This is a genomic window from Micromonospora halotolerans (assembly GCF_032108445.1).
Classification (GTDB): domain Bacteria; phylum Actinomycetota; class Actinomycetes; order Mycobacteriales; family Micromonosporaceae; genus Micromonospora; species Micromonospora halotolerans.
Genome location: NZ_CP134876.1, coordinates 2,258,617 through 2,273,293, shown reverse-complemented (window position 1 = coordinate 2,273,293; position 14,677 = coordinate 2,258,617). Strand labels below are relative to the sequence as shown.

General features: G+C 74.5%; 14 protein-coding genes. 4 read left to right on the top strand and 10 right to left on the bottom strand.

The window, feature by feature from the left end:
- Nucleotides 1–453, bottom strand: coding sequence for an SCP2 sterol-binding domain-containing protein (locus RMN56_RS10715; RefSeq protein WP_313723669.1), 453 nt, complete (start codon nucleotides 451–453; stop codon nucleotides 1–3).
- 77 nt (nucleotides 454–530) lie between these two features.
- Between RMN56_RS10715 and RMN56_RS10710 the strand changes: the two genes are divergently transcribed.
- Nucleotides 531–1,169 carry a TetR/AcrR family transcriptional regulator gene (locus RMN56_RS10710; protein ID WP_313723668.1) on the top strand — a complete coding sequence of 213 codons (639 nt, stop codon included), beginning with the start codon at nucleotides 531–533 and terminating at the stop codon, nucleotides 1,167–1,169.
- Here RMN56_RS10710 and RMN56_RS10705 read toward each other — a convergent pair.
- A complete protein-coding gene (locus tag RMN56_RS10705) occupies nucleotides 1,144–1,812 on the bottom strand; it encodes a DedA family protein (RefSeq protein ID WP_313723667.1) in 669 nt (222 codons plus the stop codon). The two genes, RMN56_RS10710 and RMN56_RS10705, sit on opposite strands and share 26 nt — an antisense overlap.
- Before the next feature lie 160 nt (nucleotides 1,813–1,972).
- On the opposite strand from RMN56_RS10705, the gene RMN56_RS10700 reads away from it, so the two are divergent.
- Complete coding sequence (locus RMN56_RS10700; protein ID WP_313723666.1) at nucleotides 1,973–3,127, top strand: sensor histidine kinase; 1,155 nt, start codon at nucleotides 1,973–1,975, stop codon at nucleotides 3,125–3,127.
- Nucleotides 3,124–3,771 carry a response regulator gene (locus RMN56_RS10695; protein WP_313723665.1) on the top strand — a complete coding sequence of 216 codons (648 nt, stop codon included), beginning with the start codon at nucleotides 3,124–3,126 and terminating at the stop codon, nucleotides 3,769–3,771. Before RMN56_RS10700 ends, RMN56_RS10695 begins: the two co-directional genes overlap by 4 nt.
- Before the next feature lie 8 nt (nucleotides 3,772–3,779).
- Here the strand turns inward: RMN56_RS10695 and RMN56_RS10690 are convergent, their stop codons facing one another.
- The 7 genes from RMN56_RS10690 to RMN56_RS10660 all read right to left on the bottom strand — a co-directional run bounded on the left by RMN56_RS10690 (nucleotide 3,780) and on the right by RMN56_RS10660 (nucleotide 10,951).
- Nucleotides 3,780–4,397 carry a DedA family protein gene (locus tag RMN56_RS10690; RefSeq protein WP_313723664.1) on the bottom strand — a complete coding sequence of 206 codons (618 nt, stop codon included), beginning with the start codon at nucleotides 4,395–4,397 and terminating at the stop codon, nucleotides 3,780–3,782.
- Between the two features lie 24 nt (nucleotides 4,398–4,421).
- Nucleotides 4,422–5,672 carry an adenylosuccinate synthetase gene (locus RMN56_RS10685; RefSeq protein ID WP_313723663.1) on the bottom strand — a complete coding sequence of 417 codons (1,251 nt, stop codon included), beginning with the start codon at nucleotides 5,670–5,672 and terminating at the stop codon, nucleotides 4,422–4,424.
- Nucleotides 5,669–6,625 carry a hypothetical protein gene (locus tag RMN56_RS10680; protein WP_313723662.1) on the bottom strand — a complete coding sequence of 319 codons (957 nt, stop codon included), beginning with the start codon at nucleotides 6,623–6,625 and terminating at the stop codon, nucleotides 5,669–5,671. The genes RMN56_RS10685 and RMN56_RS10680 overlap by 4 nt, the downstream gene beginning before the upstream one ends.
- A 10-nt stretch (nucleotides 6,626–6,635) precedes the next feature.
- A complete protein-coding gene (locus RMN56_RS10675) occupies nucleotides 6,636–7,610 on the bottom strand; it encodes a BUD32 family EKC/KEOPS complex subunit (RefSeq protein ID WP_313723661.1) in 975 nt (324 codons plus the stop codon).
- On the bottom strand, nucleotides 7,607–8,359 hold the full coding sequence (locus tag RMN56_RS10670; protein ID WP_313723660.1) for an NUDIX hydrolase: 753 nt from the start codon (nucleotides 8,357–8,359) through the stop codon (nucleotides 7,607–7,609). Before RMN56_RS10670 ends, RMN56_RS10675 begins: the two co-directional genes overlap by 4 nt.
- Before the next feature lie 85 nt (nucleotides 8,360–8,444).
- Nucleotides 8,445–9,332, bottom strand: coding sequence for a MaoC/PaaZ C-terminal domain-containing protein (locus RMN56_RS10665; protein WP_313724704.1), 888 nt, complete (start codon nucleotides 9,330–9,332; stop codon nucleotides 8,445–8,447).
- A gap of 260 nt (nucleotides 9,333–9,592) precedes the next feature.
- Nucleotides 9,593–10,951, bottom strand: coding sequence for a 3-oxoacyl-ACP reductase (locus RMN56_RS10660; protein ID WP_313723659.1), 1,359 nt, complete (start codon nucleotides 10,949–10,951; stop codon nucleotides 9,593–9,595).
- A 54-nt stretch (nucleotides 10,952–11,005) separates the two neighbouring features.
- On the opposite strand from RMN56_RS10660, the gene RMN56_RS10655 reads away from it, so the two are divergent.
- On the top strand, nucleotides 11,006–12,298 hold the full coding sequence (locus RMN56_RS10655; RefSeq protein ID WP_313723658.1) for an acetyl-CoA C-acetyltransferase: 1,293 nt from the start codon (nucleotides 11,006–11,008) through the stop codon (nucleotides 12,296–12,298).
- A gap of 55 nt (nucleotides 12,299–12,353) precedes the next feature.
- Here the strand turns inward: RMN56_RS10655 and RMN56_RS10650 are convergent, their stop codons facing one another.
- Nucleotides 12,354–14,666, bottom strand: a complete 2,313-nt coding sequence (locus RMN56_RS10650) for a PKD domain-containing protein (protein ID WP_313723657.1) — start codon at nucleotides 14,664–14,666, stop codon at nucleotides 12,354–12,356.
- Nucleotides 14,667–14,677: the final 11 nt, after the last annotated feature.

Genomic DNA, 14,677 nt, shown 5'->3' with positions numbered 1-14,677 from the left:
TCAGGCCTTGGGGATGTCGAACAGGTTGGCGATGTTGGCGGCGAGGCCCAGGTCGCCCTTGGCCTTCAGCTTGCCGGTCATGAACATCATGACCGGGTTGCCACCACCGGAGACGATCTTCAGGAACTCGACCGGGCCCATGGTGAGGGTGAGCTTCGGGTCCCGGGTCGGGGTCTCCGAGGCGGTGCAGGTGCCGTTCTCGATGACGATCTCGTAGGTGTCGGTGCCACCGTCGGGGCGACCGGTGATGTTCCAGTGGATGACCGCGTTGGTGGAGCCGGCCCGGTCGGCCCGGAACAGCGTCGGCATCCGGTTGAAGACCTCGCTGAGGATCTTGCCGCGCAGGTCGCCGGACATGATCTCGGCGAGCTTGTCGTCGGGGGTGGACTTGACCAGCTGCGCGAACTCCTTCGGGCCGACGTTCGCGAAGTTGGCCGGGTCGAAGTCACTCATGGGGGATGCACCTCTCGGGCGAGCCGACTTTGGTTACTCAGGCGTAACCCTACGCACGAGTAGGTATGCTCGCAAGAGTGTCCAGCACGCCGACCTTCAAGCGCCTACCCCGCGCCGTGCGCGAGCAGCAGATGCTCGACGCGGCGGTCAAGGTCTTCTCCCGCCGGGGCTTCCACGCGGCCAGCATGGACGAGATCGCCGACGACGCCGGCATCTCCAAGCCGATGGTCTACGCGTACCTGGGCACGAAGGAGGAGCTCTTCGTCGCCTGCCTGCACCGGGAGGGCACCCGGATGATGGAGGCCATCGCCGGGGCGGCCGCCCCCGACCTGCCCGCCGACGAGCGGCTCTGGCGCGGGCTGCGCGCCTTCTTCGGCTTCGTCGGCGCGCACCGGGACGGCTGGGCGGTGCTCTACCGGCAGGCCCGCGGTGAGCAGCCGTTCGCCGCCGAGCTGGCCACCATGCGCGGCCGGCTGGTCGAGGTGGTCGCCGGGATGCTCGACCACGCGCTGCGCGCCAAGGGCCGCGAGGTCGGCGCCACCGACCTGGAGGTCGTCGCGTACGCCCTGGTGGGCGCGACCGAGTCGCTGGCCGACTGGCTGGCCGACCACCCGGAGGCGGACCCGGAGAAGACCGCCACCCGCATGATGAACGTGGCCTGGCTCGGCGCCGACCAGCTGCTGCGCGGCGTCACCTGGCACCCGCCGGCCGGCTGACCCGGGCCCGCACCCGCCGGCCGCGCGCCCAGCGCACCGTCTCCACGACGGCGGTCAGGGTCAGCGCCAACCCCAGCCCGAGCAGCAGCCCGCGGACCGGGTCCCGCTCGAAGGCGAGCCCACCCAGGTAGCCGACCAGCGCCGAGTAGATCGCCCAGGACACGGCGGCCAGCGCGTCGAAGAGCAGGAACCGCCGCCGGGGAAACCGGACCGCACCCATGGTGAGGGTGACCGCCGTCCGTCCACCCGGGACGTACCGCGCCACGATGAGGATCAGTCCGCCACGCGCCGTGATGCCCCGCCGGGCCCGCTCCAGCGCGGCCCGCCGCCGGCCGCCACGACCGCTCCGGCCCGCCACCTGAGGAGCGGGAACGGCCGCCGGGAGCCGGGCCAGCAGCCGGCCGCCGCCGTGACGGCCGATCGCGTACGACACGTGGTCGCCGATCAGCGCGCCGAGCGCGGCCACCACGACCACCAGCGGCAGGTCGGGCTGGCCGGTCACGGCGAACACCCCGGCCGTGATCACGGCGGTCTCGCTCGGCACCACCGGGAAGAAGCCGTCGACCACCGCGACGGCGAACAGCGCCAGGTAGACCCAGGGCGAGGACATGGTCTGGTGGAGCAGGTCGAGCACGGAATCCATGGCCCCGATGCTGGTCGCGCCGGCCGTCCCGGCCATCTGCCGTCGGTCGCCCGGCGACGGCTACTTTCGTCGCGTCGTACCCCGACGGGCCGTCGGGGTCGGCCCCCAACCCTCCCGGAGGTACGCCCCGTCGCGCGCCCGCCGGGCCTAGGCTCGCCGGGTGACCACCCGCGCCGCCCTGCTGCGGCGGGCCGAGCGGCACACGCCGCTCCTGCTCGCCGCGCTGGTGGCCGCCAGCACCTGGGCGTCGGCCACCGGCGCCCTGGGCGTCCGCTCGCCGCTGCCCCGCCTGCTGGTGCTGGTCGTGGCGCTGGCCTCGGGCGCCGCAGCCGTCGCGGCCCGCCGCTGGCCGCTGGTCGCCGCGGCGGCCGTCGGCTGGCTCGTCCTGGCCGCCGCGCCGGCCGCCGTCCTGGCCTCCTGGCGGGCGGGGGTCGCGCTGCGCGGTCGGCGCCTCGCCGCGTACCTGCTCGGTGCGGGAGTCGTCGCCCTGCTCGGGGTGGCTGTCGGCGTCGCGGTCGGCGGGGAGCGCCGGCTGACCACCGCCACCGGGGCCAACGCCGCGGCGCTCTTCGTCTGGGTGGTGGTCTTCCCGCTGGTCGCCGGCCTGTGGATCGGCGCCCGGCGGGACACGCTGGCCGCCCTGCGGGACCGCGCCGAACGCGTGGAACGCGAGCAGGAGGCGCACGCCGACCGGGTGCGCGCCGAGGAGCGGGCCCGGATCGCCCGGGAGATGCACGACGTGGTGGCGCACCGGGTCTCGCTCATGGTGGTGCACGCCGGGGCGCTGGAGGTGACCGCCGCCGAGCCGGCCACCGTCGAGGCGGCCGCCCTGATCCGCTCCACCGGCCGGGCGGCCCTCACCGACCTGCGCGAGGTGCTGGGCGTGCTGCGCCAGCGGGCCGGCGACGGCACGCCGCTCCCCCCGACCGGCCTGGACGCGGTCGACGAGCTGATCCGGGAGTCGCGGGCGGCGGGCCTGCGGGTGGACCGGCGGGACGAGGGGACGCCCGGGCCGGTGCCCGGCGGGGTGGCCCGGACCGTGCACCGGGTTGTCCAGGAGGGGCTGACCAACGTCCGCAAGCACGCCCCGGCCGCGGCGGTCACCGTCCGCCTGCGGCACCTGCCCGACGGGATCGAGGCCGTCGTCCGCAACGGGCCGTCCGCCCGGCCCGGCGCCGCCCTGCCCGGCGCGGGGCTCGGCCTGGTGGGGCTGCGCGAGCGGGTCGAGCTGGCCGGCGGGCGGCTGTCGGCCGGCCCGACCGACGACGGCGGTTTCCTGCTGCGGGCGCTGGTGCCGATGGCGGACCTCACATGATCCGCACCGTGATCGCCGACGACGAGCAGCTGGTCCGCGCCGGCCTGCGGCTGATCCTGGAGGCCGCACCCGACATCGCGGTGGTGGGCGAGGCGGCCGACGGGGCCGAGGCGTTCGCCGCCGCCGTGCGGCTGCGGCCCGACGTGGTGCTGCTCGACGTGCGGATGCCCGGCACCGACGGGCTGACCGCCGCGCCGCGGATCGTCGCCGCCGGCCCGAAGGTCGTCATGCTCACGACCTTCGACCGGGACGAGTACGTGCACGGCGCGCTGCGCGCCGGCGCGGTCGGTTTCCTGCTCAAGGACACCCCGCCCCGGGAACTCGCGGCCGCCGTGCGGACCGTCGCGGCCGGCAACGCCATGCTCGCCCCGACGGTGACCCGGCGGCTGATCAGCTCGTTCGCCGAGCGCGGCCCGGCCCGGCGGGAGGCCGCCCGGCAGCGGCTGGCCCGGCTCACCGACCGGGAGGCGGCGATCGTCCGGGAGGTGGCCCGCGGCGACGCGAACGCCGACGTGGCCCGTCGGCTCGGCACGAGCGAGGCCACCGTGAAGACCCACGTCAGCCGCGCGCTGGCCAAGCTCGACGTGGCCAACCGGGTCCAGCTCGCCATCCTGGTCCACGACGCCGACCTGCTGGAGGATTAGGGGCCTGGTCAGTGGCGCGCGGTGGCCCGGGCGCGGGCGCGGCGGCGGGCCCAGCGGGCGAGCTCGAACAGGCCGGTGACCGCCACCGAGATGCCGACCCCGGCGAGCAGGCCCTGGACCGGATTGTGCGCGAAGGCCAGCCCGCCGAAGTAGCCGAGCAGGCCGCAGTAGGTGCCCCAGGTGCCGCAGGCCAGCGCGTCGTACATGAGGAAGGAACGGAACGGGTAGCGGACCGCGCCCATGGTCAGGGTGACCGCGGTCCGGCCGCCCGGGACGTACCGGGAGGTGGTCAGGATGACGCCGCCGCGCCGGTCGACCGCCCGGCGGGCCCACTCGGAGCTCGCCCGGCGCCGGCTGTCGACGGGCAGCCGGGCCAGCCGGCGCGCGCCCCCGCCGCGCCCGATGGCGTAGGAGATGTTGTCGCCGAGCAGCGCGCCGAAGGCGGCGGCCACGATGACGCCGACCACGTTCGGCTCCCCGCCGGCTGCGAAGACCCCGGCGGTGATCGCCACGGTCTCGCCCGGCACCGCCGGGAAGAACGCGTCGACCGCGGTGACCACGATGATCACCAGGTACGCCCACGGCGAGGCCACCGTCTGGTGCAGCAGGTCGAGCACGTCCCCCATGCACCCATGCTCGGGGGTGGGGTGTCAGCGGGGTGCGGAAACGGCTCCGGCGAGGGCGGGCAGCTTGTCCTCGGCGGTCGGCCCGTGCGAGGTGAGCAGCACCGGTGCGTTCAGCTCGGCCGCCACCGCCGCCGGCCAGTCGGCGGGCGCCTCGTCGAGGACCGGGCGGGCCCGGAGCAGCCGGGCGGTGAGCGCCGCCTGGCGGTCCAGGTCGCCGGCCGGACCCGGCACGAGGCGGTCGGCGGTGTCGTAGCGGCGGCAGATCCGCAGGCCCGGACCGGCCAGGTCGAGGTGGGTGAGGGCCAGCCCGTCGACGCCGCCCGCCACCTCCAGCGCGTAGCGGTGGGCGACCGCGTCGAAGTGGCCGAACCGGAACCGGCCCTGCCAGGGATTCGTCGGGTTGCGCGGGTCGGCGAACGGCAGCGCCGGATCCTCGGTGACCAGCGGCCCGGGGCCGTGCCGCGTGGTGGTCACCCGCAGCACGCCGAGCCGCTGGGCGCTCCCGGCCAGTCCGGCGTCGGCGAGCAGCGCCTCCGCGTTGGCGAAGGTGGTGGTGCTCCACGTGGTGTACGGGTGGAAGCCGTGCCACTCGTCCAGCAGCACCCCCTGCGCACCCTCGAAGACGCAGGTCCCCGCCCGGAGTGCCCCGGACAGCCACGTCCGGTCGACGATCGCCACCCGGTCGGCGAACCCGGCGTACGCGGGCAGGCAGCCCTCGACCGGCGGTACGTCCAGCGGGCCGAGTTCGGCGGTGAGCCGGTCCCGCAGCGCGGCGAGCCGCCGGCGCAGCACCGCCGGGCGGCGGCAGTCCGCCACCCGGGGCGCCTCGTCGGGGTGGGCGAGGCCGTACGCGACCGCCTCGCCCACCCCCAGCCCGCAGGAGCCGTGCCGGTCGGCTCCCCGGGCGATCTCCCGCGCCCGGTTGGCGGCCCGGTGGTACGGGGTGGCCAGCAGCGCCTCCCCGTCCACGGTCAGCCGGTCGAGCGCGTCGGGTACCCCGACCGCCGTGAGGTGGTCGGCCTCGGCGGCCAGCGCCAGCGGGTCCACCACCACGTGCCGCGACAGGTGCGTACCGACGCCGGGGTGGAACGTCCCGGAGCCGAACTGCGCGAACGTGTGGTGCCGCCCGTCGCGCAGCACGACGTTGTGCGCCGCCTGCGCGCCCCCGTTGAACCGGACGACCGTGTGCACCGGCCGGCTCGCGCAGAGCCAGTCGACGACGGTGCCCTTGCCGGCGTCGCCGTAGCCGAGGTCGACCACCATCACGTGCCTCACAGCCGGGTGACCCCGCTGCCGTCGGTCGGGGCGAACGGCAGCGTGGCCACCGGGCGCCGGTCACCGCCGAGGCGGGCGAGCGCCCGGGAGACGGTCGGGCCGGCCGTCGACCCGGCCCGGTCCAGGTCGCGCAGCCCGGCGTCCAGGTCGACGGCCTGCTCGCCGAGGCCGACGGTGAGCGCGATGGTCTCGCAGACCGCGTCGAGGTCGTCGAGCTCGACGGCGTGCTGCCCGAGCAGGTCGCGCCAGAAGTCGAGCACCGTGCGGCTGCCCGCGTACGCGCTGCCGGCCGGGAGCAGGTAGTAGGTGTCCCAGCGCCGGGTCACCTCGTCGACGATCTGCCGCAGCGGCACGTCCTCGCGCAGGTCGTCGCCGATCAGCCGGGCCACCTGCCGCCGGTCCACCCGGCGGTACGCCAGCTCGTCGCCGATGATGAACAGGTAGCCGCGCCGGCCCCGCTTCGCCCAGCTGTCGGTGACCGTGTGCCGGGCCATGAAGTACAGGGCCAGCTCGTAGGACTCGGTCATCTGGCCGCCACCGCCGCCCTCCAGCACGATCCGGCCGAGGTCGTCGTCCATCCGGTTGTCGGACTCGAACTGGCCGATCTGCAACGGCACCCGGTCGCAGGTGGCGTCGCCGATCGCACCGAACATGATTTGCGGGTCGCGGGCGTACCCCTGGCGGAGCAGCAGGCCGAGCAGCTGCGGCAGCTTGCTCTGGAGCACCCGGGGCACGTGCCCCATCGAGCCGGTCACGTCGAAGAGCACCGCGATGGGCGTCGACCGGGGGTGCTCGTCCGAGTCGCGGCTCTCCCGGACCGCGCCGCGCGGGTCGAGCGCGGGGTGCACCGTGCGCGCCCCGCTGTCGCTGTAGGAGAAGGCGCTCGCGCCGGTGGCCCGTCGGTAGCGGTCGGCGGCGTCGTACACGTCGGTGGACCAGATTCCGCTGCCCATGGCAGCCTCCCTAGGGATTGAGGGTGAAGGGTCGGAAGGTGCGGGGGCCGAAGAGGCGTTCCAGCACCTCGTCGAGTTCGCCGAGCAGCCGCCAGGCGTCGTCGGGGCGGGCGGCCAGCTTCGGGCGCCGGCAGCCGGCCGCGAAGGCCCGCAGCTCGCGCGGGGCCCGGTCGGCCATCAGCCAGGTCATGCAGCGCGCGGCCATGGCCAGGTCGGTGCCCGGGCCGGCGGGCCGCCGCGCGGTCACCTCGGCCGGGTACCACTCCTCGTAACCGGGGACCAGCGCCGGGACGGCGCCCTCGCCGACCACCGCGAAGCACCAGTCGACCAGGACCACGCCGTGCGCGTCCGGCTCGATCAGCACGTGCCGGGGGAGCACCGCGCCGTGCACCACCCCGGCCCGGTGGGCCAGGCCGAGGGCGACCAGCAGCCGCCGCCACATCCAGGCCGCGTCGCGCGGGTCCACCCCGTCCGGGTACGCCCGGCGCACCTCGTCGAGGCTGCGCAGCCCGGGTGCCGCGGCCACCACGTTGACCAGCCGTTCCGCGCCGGTCGCCGGGTCCTGGACGGGCAGGTGGTCGACGAGCCGGGGCACGTAGGACAGGTGCCGCGGGTCGCCCCGCTCGGCGATCCGTCGCAGGGCGCGCGCCTCGCGGGCCATCAGGTCGTCGTCGGCCGGGTCGCGGGGCAGCTTGAGCAGCCGGTCCCGCCCGACGTCGTAGAGGTCGGCCAGGTCGCCGACGTACGCGATCCGGCGCAGCGTGTAGTCGCCGAGTTGGGCGCCGCGGCCGCCCCGCCAGCGGGCGGTCACCGTCATCAGCGCGTCGGTGGCGGCGGCGCGTACCCCCGGGTCGAGGGCGCCGAGCCGGTCGGGGTGCAGGGCCGTGACCAGCTCGCGGTAGCGGCGGGCCGGCGCGTCGGTGCCGAACAGGTCGGCGTCGCCGCGCGCGGTGGCGACCAGCCGGATGGCCTCCTCGGTCCTCACCGCACCGTCTCCTCCCGGGCGGGGCGCAGGAGCGCCGGGTGGAGGAGCCGGGCGTCGCCGGCGCGGTAGAGCTTGGCCCGGGGTCCGCCGCGCGCGCCGCCGCGCTCGGTGCTGGCGCCGGTGCTCTCCACGAAGCCGGGCACGGACAGCACCTTGCGGTGGAAGTTGCCGGCGTGCAGCGGGTGCCCCCAGACCGTCTCGTAGACGGCCCGCAGCTCGGTGATGGTGAACTCGGGTTCGAGGAAGCGGGTGGCCAGTGGCGTGTACTCCAGCTTGGAGCGGGCCCGCTCCAGCCCGTCGTCGATGATCCGGCCGTGGTCGAAGGCGAGCTGCCGGCTCGTCAGCGCGGTCACCGGCAGCCAGAGGGCGTCGTCGGCGTCGGTGTCGGCGACCGGGTCGGGCAGGTCGGGGGCGAAGGCCAGGTGGGCGACCGAGACCACCCGCATCCGCGGGTCCCGGTCGGGCCCGCCGTAGGTGGCGAGCTGCTCCAGGTGGACGCGGCGCAGCCGCTCGCCGCCGAGCCCGGTCTCCTCGGCCAGCTCGCGCCGGGCGCCGGTGGCCAGGTCCTCGTCGGGGCGGACGAAGCCGCCGGGCAGCGCCCAGTGCCCCGTGTAGGGCGGGGCGGCCCGGCGGATCAGCAGCACGTGCAGCGCGCCCTCGCGGACGGTCAGCGCCACCACGTCGACGGTGACGGCGACCGCCGGGTAGTCCCGAGGGTCGTACGCGGCCAGGAAGTCCTGCTCGTTCACGGCGTCCCGTCTCTCTCATCTTGAGAACAACTCAATCTGAGAACAACTTAACGCACGAAAGAGGGGACCTCAAGCCCCTCTTTCCTCAGCGGACGGTGCCCACCAGATGCGGCCGGCCCTGCCGCGCGTCGTGCAGCGCGAAGTCCCAGGTCGCGCCCGTGGCCGTGGCGCTGAAGGCCACCGTGGACGGCAGCGGCACGGGCAGCTTGAACGCCACCTCCACCGTGTAGGCCTCCGGCAGCCGGCTCTCCAGCGCGGCCAGGCAGCGCGCCTTGCTCCACATGCCGTGCGCGATCGGGCGCGGGAAGCCGAACAGCCGCGCGCCCAGCCGGGACGTGTGGATCGGGTTGTGGTCGCCCGAGACCCGCGCGTAGCCGGTGCCCACCCGGGGGGTCACCCGCCAGTGCGCCGAGGCCGGCGGGGTCGGGCGGTCACCCCGGTCGGGCCGCGGGCCGCCGCCCGCGGAGCGCTGCTTTCCGAGGTACGTCGAGACGCCCCGCCAGACCTCCTCCCCACCGACCGAGCCGACCAGCACAACGTCGAGCTGCCGGCCCCGCTCGTGCGGGCGCAGGTTCTCGGCGTACGTGCGGAAGTCCACCGTCTCGCCGACCTCGACCGGCCGGTGCACGGTGATCCGGTTGGCCACGTGCACCACTCCGGTCAACGGGATGGGGAACTCCGGCGCGGTCATCAGCCGCAGCGACAACGGAAAGCCCAGCACGTGCAGGTACGTCGCCGGCAGCCGGTCGGCCAGCCGGAACCCGCAGACCCGGTCGTAGTCCGCGAGGTGGGCCGGGTCGACCGGCACACCGGAGACCGCCAGCTCCACGGCGGGCACATCCGGCCGGCGCCGGCCACCCATGCCGGGCAGCGCCCCCAGCAGGGCCCGCCGGTAGAGCGCCCCCGGCGCCGGCAGCCGCGGCAGGTCGAGGCGCAGCCGGCCGTCCGGCCCGGTGCGCTCCGGCGCGACCAGGGTGGCCGCGCCGCCCGACGTGACCGCGGCTGCCGCGCCGGACAGGTCGCGGGTGCGGTCGTCGGCCAGGGCGGACAGGTCCTGGGTGCGGTCCTGGGCCAGCGCGGACAGGTCCTGGGTCGCCTCGACCGGCGGCTCCGGGGCGTTCCGGGCGGCGAGCGCCGCGCGGGCCGAGGTGAGGTCCTGGGTCGGCCCGTCGATCAGCTCGTGCACCGACAGCTCCTCGGCCGGCTCCTCCGGCCGCTGCTTTCGCCGCGCCATCACGCCCCCAGCAGGCTCTGGCCGCAGACCCGGACCACGTTGCCGCTGACCGCGCCGCTCGCCGGCCAGGACAGCCAGCCGATCGTCTCGGCCACGTCCACCGGCAGGCCGCCCTGGGCCATGCTGTTCATCCGCCGGCCCGCCTCACGGATCATCAGCGGGATCCGGGCGGTCAGCCGGGTCTCGATGAAGCCGGGTGCGACCGCGTTGAGGCTGATGCCCCGCTCGCGCAGCACCGGGGAGAGGGAGTCGACCAGGCCGATCACCCCGGCCTTGCTGGTCGCGTAGTTGGTCTGGCCCCGGTTGCCCGCGATGCCGGCGATCGAGGAGACCGAGACGATCCGGCCGCCGGCCGGGATCAGGCCCCGCTCCAGCAGCACGTCGTTGATCCGCTCCTGGCTGGAGAGGTTCACGTCGATCACCGAGTCCCAGCGGTCGGCGTCCATCCGGCCGAGCGTCTTGTCCCGGGTGATGCCGGCGTTGTGCACCACCACGTCGACCCGGCCGTGCCGGCTCGCCAGGTGCTCGGCCAGCCGGGTCGGTGCGTCCGGGGCGGTCAGGTCGAGCTGCACGGCGCTGCCGCCGATCTCGTTGGCCACCGCGGCCAGCTCGTCACCGGCGGCCGGGATGTCCAGCGCGACGACCGAGGCGCCGTCCCGCGCGAGCACCCGGGCCAGCGCCGCGCCGATGCCCCGGGCCGCCCCGGTGACCAGGACCACCTGGCCGTCCAGCGGCCGGTCCCAGTCGGCCGGCGCGGCGGCGGTCCCGGCGCCGACCCGGATCACCTGCCCGGAGACGTACGCGGACCGGCCGCTGAGCAGGAAGCGCAGGGTGGACTCCAGGCTGACCGGGGTGCCGGCGTCGCCGTCCCTCGTGACGTACACGAGCTGGGCCGTCACGCCACGGCCGAACTCCTTGCCGATGCTGCGGGTCAACCCCTCCAGCGCGCGCTGGGCGGTGGCCTCCCGCGGTGAGCCGCACTCGGCCGGCGGGGTGCCCAGCACGATCACCCGGCCGCTGGGCAGCAGCGCCCGGGCCTGCGGGTGGAAGAAGTCGTAGAGCTGGCGCAGGCCGGTGGAGTCGGTGATGCCGCTGGCGTCGTACACCAGGGCCGCGAAGCGGGCGGTGGCGTCGGTGGCGGCGGCCGGGTCGACCAGTTCGACCCCGGCGGCGGTCAGCGCCTTGCCCACCGGCTCGGCGAGCCGGCCACCGGTCGACGCGCCGAGCAGGACCGGCCCGGGAACGAGCGGGTCGCCCGGCGTGTGCCGGCGCAGGCGGGGCGGGTCGGGCAGCCCGAGGCGCTTGACCAGCGCGCGGCCGGCCCCCGATTGGACGAAGCTCGCGTACCTGTCGGTCATAGGCGTAGCCTACTGGCGAGTAGGGTTCGGGCAACAGCTTCGAGGAGGCCGATCGTGCAGAGTGTCCGGCGGGTCGCGGTGATCGGCGGCAACCGCATCCCCTTCGCCCGCTCCAACTCGCGCTACGCGCACGCGTCCAACGCGGACATGCTCGGCGCGGCGCTGGACGGGCTGGTCGCCCGGTTCGGGCTGGCCGGGCAGCGGGTCGGCGAGGTGGTGGCCGGCGCCGTGCTCAAGCACTCCCGGGACTTCAACCTCACCCGCGAGGTGGTGCTCGGTTCCCGGCTCGACCCGCACACCCCCGCGTACGACATCCAGCAGGCCTGCGGCACCGGGCTGGAGGCCGCCATCCTGGTCGCCAACAAGATCGCCCTCGGGCAGATCGAGGTCGGCATCGCCGGCGGCGTCGACACCACCTCCGACGCGCCTCTCGCGGTCAACGAGGACCTCCGCCGGACCCTGATCCAGCTCAACTCCGCCCGGACCCTCGGCGAACGGCTGAAGCTCGCCGCCAAGCTGCGCCCGCTCCAGCCGTTCAAGCCGGAGATCCCGCGCAACGCCGAACCGCGGACCGGGCTGTCGATGGGCGACCACGCCGCGAAGACGGCGCTGCGCTGGAACATCGACCGGCAGGCCCAGGACGAGTTGGCGCTCCGCTCGCACCAGCGGCTCGCCGCCGCGTACGAGAAGGGGTTCTTCGACGACCTGATGACCCCCTACCTGGGGCTCACCCGCGACCAGAACCTCCGCGCGGACACCAGCCTGGAGAAGCTCGGCTCGCTGAAGCCGGTCTTCGGCGCCAAGGGTCCGGACGCCGAGGCGGCCACCATGACCGCCGGCAACTCCTCGCCGCTCACCGACGGGGCGTCCACTGTGCTGCTGGCGTCCGAGGAGTGGGCCCGTGCTCACCACCTGCCGGTGCTGGCCTGGTTCTCCTGGTCCGAGACGGCGGCCGTGGACTTCGTGCACGGCGACGAGGGCCTGCTCATGGCACCCGCGTACGCGGTGCCCCGGATGCTCGCCCGGGCCGGGCTGACCCTGCAGGACTTCGACTACTACGAGATCCACGAGGCGTTCGCCTCGCAGGTGCTGGCCACCCTGGCCGCCTGGGAGTCGCCGGAGTTCTGCAAGGAGCGGCTCGGCCTGGACGCGCCGCTCGGCTCGATCGACCGGGACAAGCTCAACGTCAACGGGTCCTCACTGGCCGCCGGGCACCCGTTCGCGGCCACCGGCGGCCGGATCGTGGCGACCCTGGCCAAGCTCCTCGACCAGAAGGGGAGCGGGCGCGGCCTGATCTCCATCTGCGCGGCCGGCGGGCAGGGCGTGACGGCGATCCTGGAGCGCTGACGCCGACGCCCGCCCGGTTGTGGCAGCCGGGCGGGCGTCGCTGTCGTGTGCTGGGTCAGCCTCCGAGGGTGAACTTCTCCCAGGGGCCGATGGCGGTGCGGTTGGCGATCAGCGGCTTCGCGCCGCCGCTGTCGGCGGTGACGTAGCGGCTGTTGACGGTTGCCTTCAGGCTGACCGTGCCGTCGGCGTTGCGGATCAGGGTGAACGTCTCCCAGGCGCCGGCGCTGGTGCGGTTGGCGATGAGTGGGTTGAGGCCGGCGTTGTCCGCGCAGACGAAGCGGTTGTTCGCGTGGGCGAACACGCCGACCTGCCCGTTGCCGAGGTCGGCGAGGTCGAACCGCTCCCACGGGCCGACGCTGGTCCGGCTGGCGATCAGCGGTTTGGCTCCGGCGCTCTCGGCGGTGACGTACTTGCCGTTCGCGCCGGCCTTGAACGAGCGGTCCGCCTCGGCGACGTTCACCCGGTAGAACTTCTCCCGGGTGCCGATCGTGGTGGCGACGACGGTCAGCGGCGCGGTGCCCGACGGGTTGCTCACGTAGGTGCCGCCGTTCCCCAGGCTGACCGTGCCGTCGGAGTTACGCACCAGGTCGAACTTCTCGTTCGCCGTGACATCCGTGCGGAGCGGGAGTACCGAGCCGCCGTTGCCGAGGTACCGGCGAGTGGCCCGGGAGAAGAGGGCGACCTGGCCGTTGCCGGCGTCCGCCAGGTCGAACTGGCCGGAGGCACCGAGCGTGAGTTGGTCAGCCACCACACCCTGCCCCGCGGTCGCCGAGGCCGCGTATCGAAGGTTGTAGAGCGAGAGCAGCCCGATCGTGCCGGTACGCCGCAGCACGCTGACGTTCTGCGTGCTGGTGGCGGCCCGGTCGTCGCTGCCGGACACCGTCACCGACACCTGGTACGTGCCGACCGCGGCGTAGGTGTGCGAGGCGACCGGCGTGCTCTCGGTGACCACCGTGCCGTCCCCGAAGTCGAAGACGTACGAGGTGAGCGGGACGTAGCCGGGGGTGGAGGCCGAGGCGTCGAGGGTGACCGAGGACGCGCCGAGGTCGAGCCTCGGGTCGACGTTGGCGACCGGGGTGCCCAGGGCTTCGGTGGCGCCCCGATCGGCGTAGGCGATCGGGCCGGCGCCGGTGTTCGGCACCGCGGGGTTGTCGGCCCGGGCGGCGCCGGTCCGGTCAGTGGTCTGGTAACCGGGCGCCGCGGAGTTCGCCGAGTCCTGGGCGTCTGCGGTGTACGCCGTGTTCTTGTCGTGGGCAGCCTGCCCGGACACGCTCCGGAACGACTCCAGGCTCATCCGGGTGCCGTTCCAGGAGTAGTTCGTCCCGGCCGGTGTGAAGCCGTGAGTGGTGTTGTTGTAGTCGATCGTCGTGGTCTTGCCGGCGTCGTCGTAGACGCCGATCTCGGCGGTGGGGTCGGCCGTCGAGTCGCAGTAGTCCTGGGTGCCCAGGCCGTTGGAGATCAGCACGTTGTTCTGCACCGATACGCCCGCCGACGCCCCGTCGACCCGGATGCCGTCCAGGCAGTGGTCGCGCACGGTGTTGTTCGTGATCGCAGTGCCGCTGGCGCCCCGATTGTGAATCCCGACCCCGCCGCTGCTGTTGACCTGGTTGTTCGCCAACACCATGTCGTCGGCGTCCGGGCCGATCACCACCCCGGCATCCGTGAAGCCGGTGACGATGTCGTTCAGCAGGGTGTTGCCGGGGCCGTCGACCCGAATTCCGACGGTGTGGTCGGTGTGCAGCAGGTTCGACGACGAGCTGGTGCTCACGAACGACGAGCTGACGACGACGCCCGTTGTCGAGGCGTCCAGGACCATCCCGCCAACCAGCTTCTTTCCGCTGACGGCGAGATTCTTCAGAGTCGATCGGGCCACGCCCGTGAGGCGTACCGCGGGTGCCGTGGGGGCGTCGGCCATGGCGTAGCTGCCGCCCTGGATCCTGATGCCGGCGGCGTTCCGGAGGTCGAGGGCAGGCACGTCGACCGCCTTGTCCACCCGGAGGTTCTGCAGCACGATGTCGTGCTGGCCGTCGATGACGAAGCCGGCCGACGGTCCGCTGAGCGTGGCGACGTTGCTGGCCAGAATGGTGATCGGCTGGTCCGGCGTGCCGGAGCTGGCGACGGTGACGCGCTCGGGGTAGCTGCCCTGACCGACGTCGACCGTCTGGCCGGCGGTGACCCGCGCGACGGCCGGGGCGATGGAGCAGTAGGGCTGGGCGAGGGTGCCGGCCCCGGTGTCGGAGCAGGCGGTCGACATCTTGCGGACGTAGAGGACCGCCGCGTCGGCGGCCTGGGCCGGGGTGGCGAGGGACAGCAGGGATCCGCCGGTCAGCGCGAGTGCGGTGAGCCCGGCGACTGAGGAATGGCGCATGTGCATCCTCG

What these genes read in the sequence shown, in the direction of transcription:
- RMN56_RS10695 (WP_313723665.1), top strand. Translation starts at nt 3,124, where the DNA reads ATGATCCGCACCGTGATCGCCGACGACGAGCAGCTGGTCCGCGCCGGC.
- RMN56_RS10660 (WP_313723659.1), bottom strand. Translation starts at nt 10,951, where the DNA reads ATGACCGACAGGTACGCGAGCTTCGTCCAATCGGGGGCCGGCCGCGCG.
- RMN56_RS10650 (WP_313723657.1), bottom strand. Translation starts at nt 14,666, where the DNA reads ATGCGCCATTCCTCAGTCGCCGGGCTCACCGCACTCGCGCTGACCGGC.
- RMN56_RS10690 (WP_313723664.1), bottom strand. Translation starts at nt 4,397, where the DNA reads ATGGGGGACGTGCTCGACCTGCTGCACCAGACGGTGGCCTCGCCGTGG.
- RMN56_RS10705 (WP_313723667.1), bottom strand. Translation starts at nt 1,812, where the DNA reads ATGGATTCCGTGCTCGACCTGCTCCACCAGACCATGTCCTCGCCCTGG.
- RMN56_RS10680 (WP_313723662.1), bottom strand. Translation starts at nt 6,625, where the DNA reads ATGGGCAGCGGAATCTGGTCCACCGACGTGTACGACGCCGCCGACCGC.
- RMN56_RS10715 (WP_313723669.1), bottom strand. Translation starts at nt 453, where the DNA reads ATGAGTGACTTCGACCCGGCCAACTTCGCGAACGTCGGCCCGAAGGAG.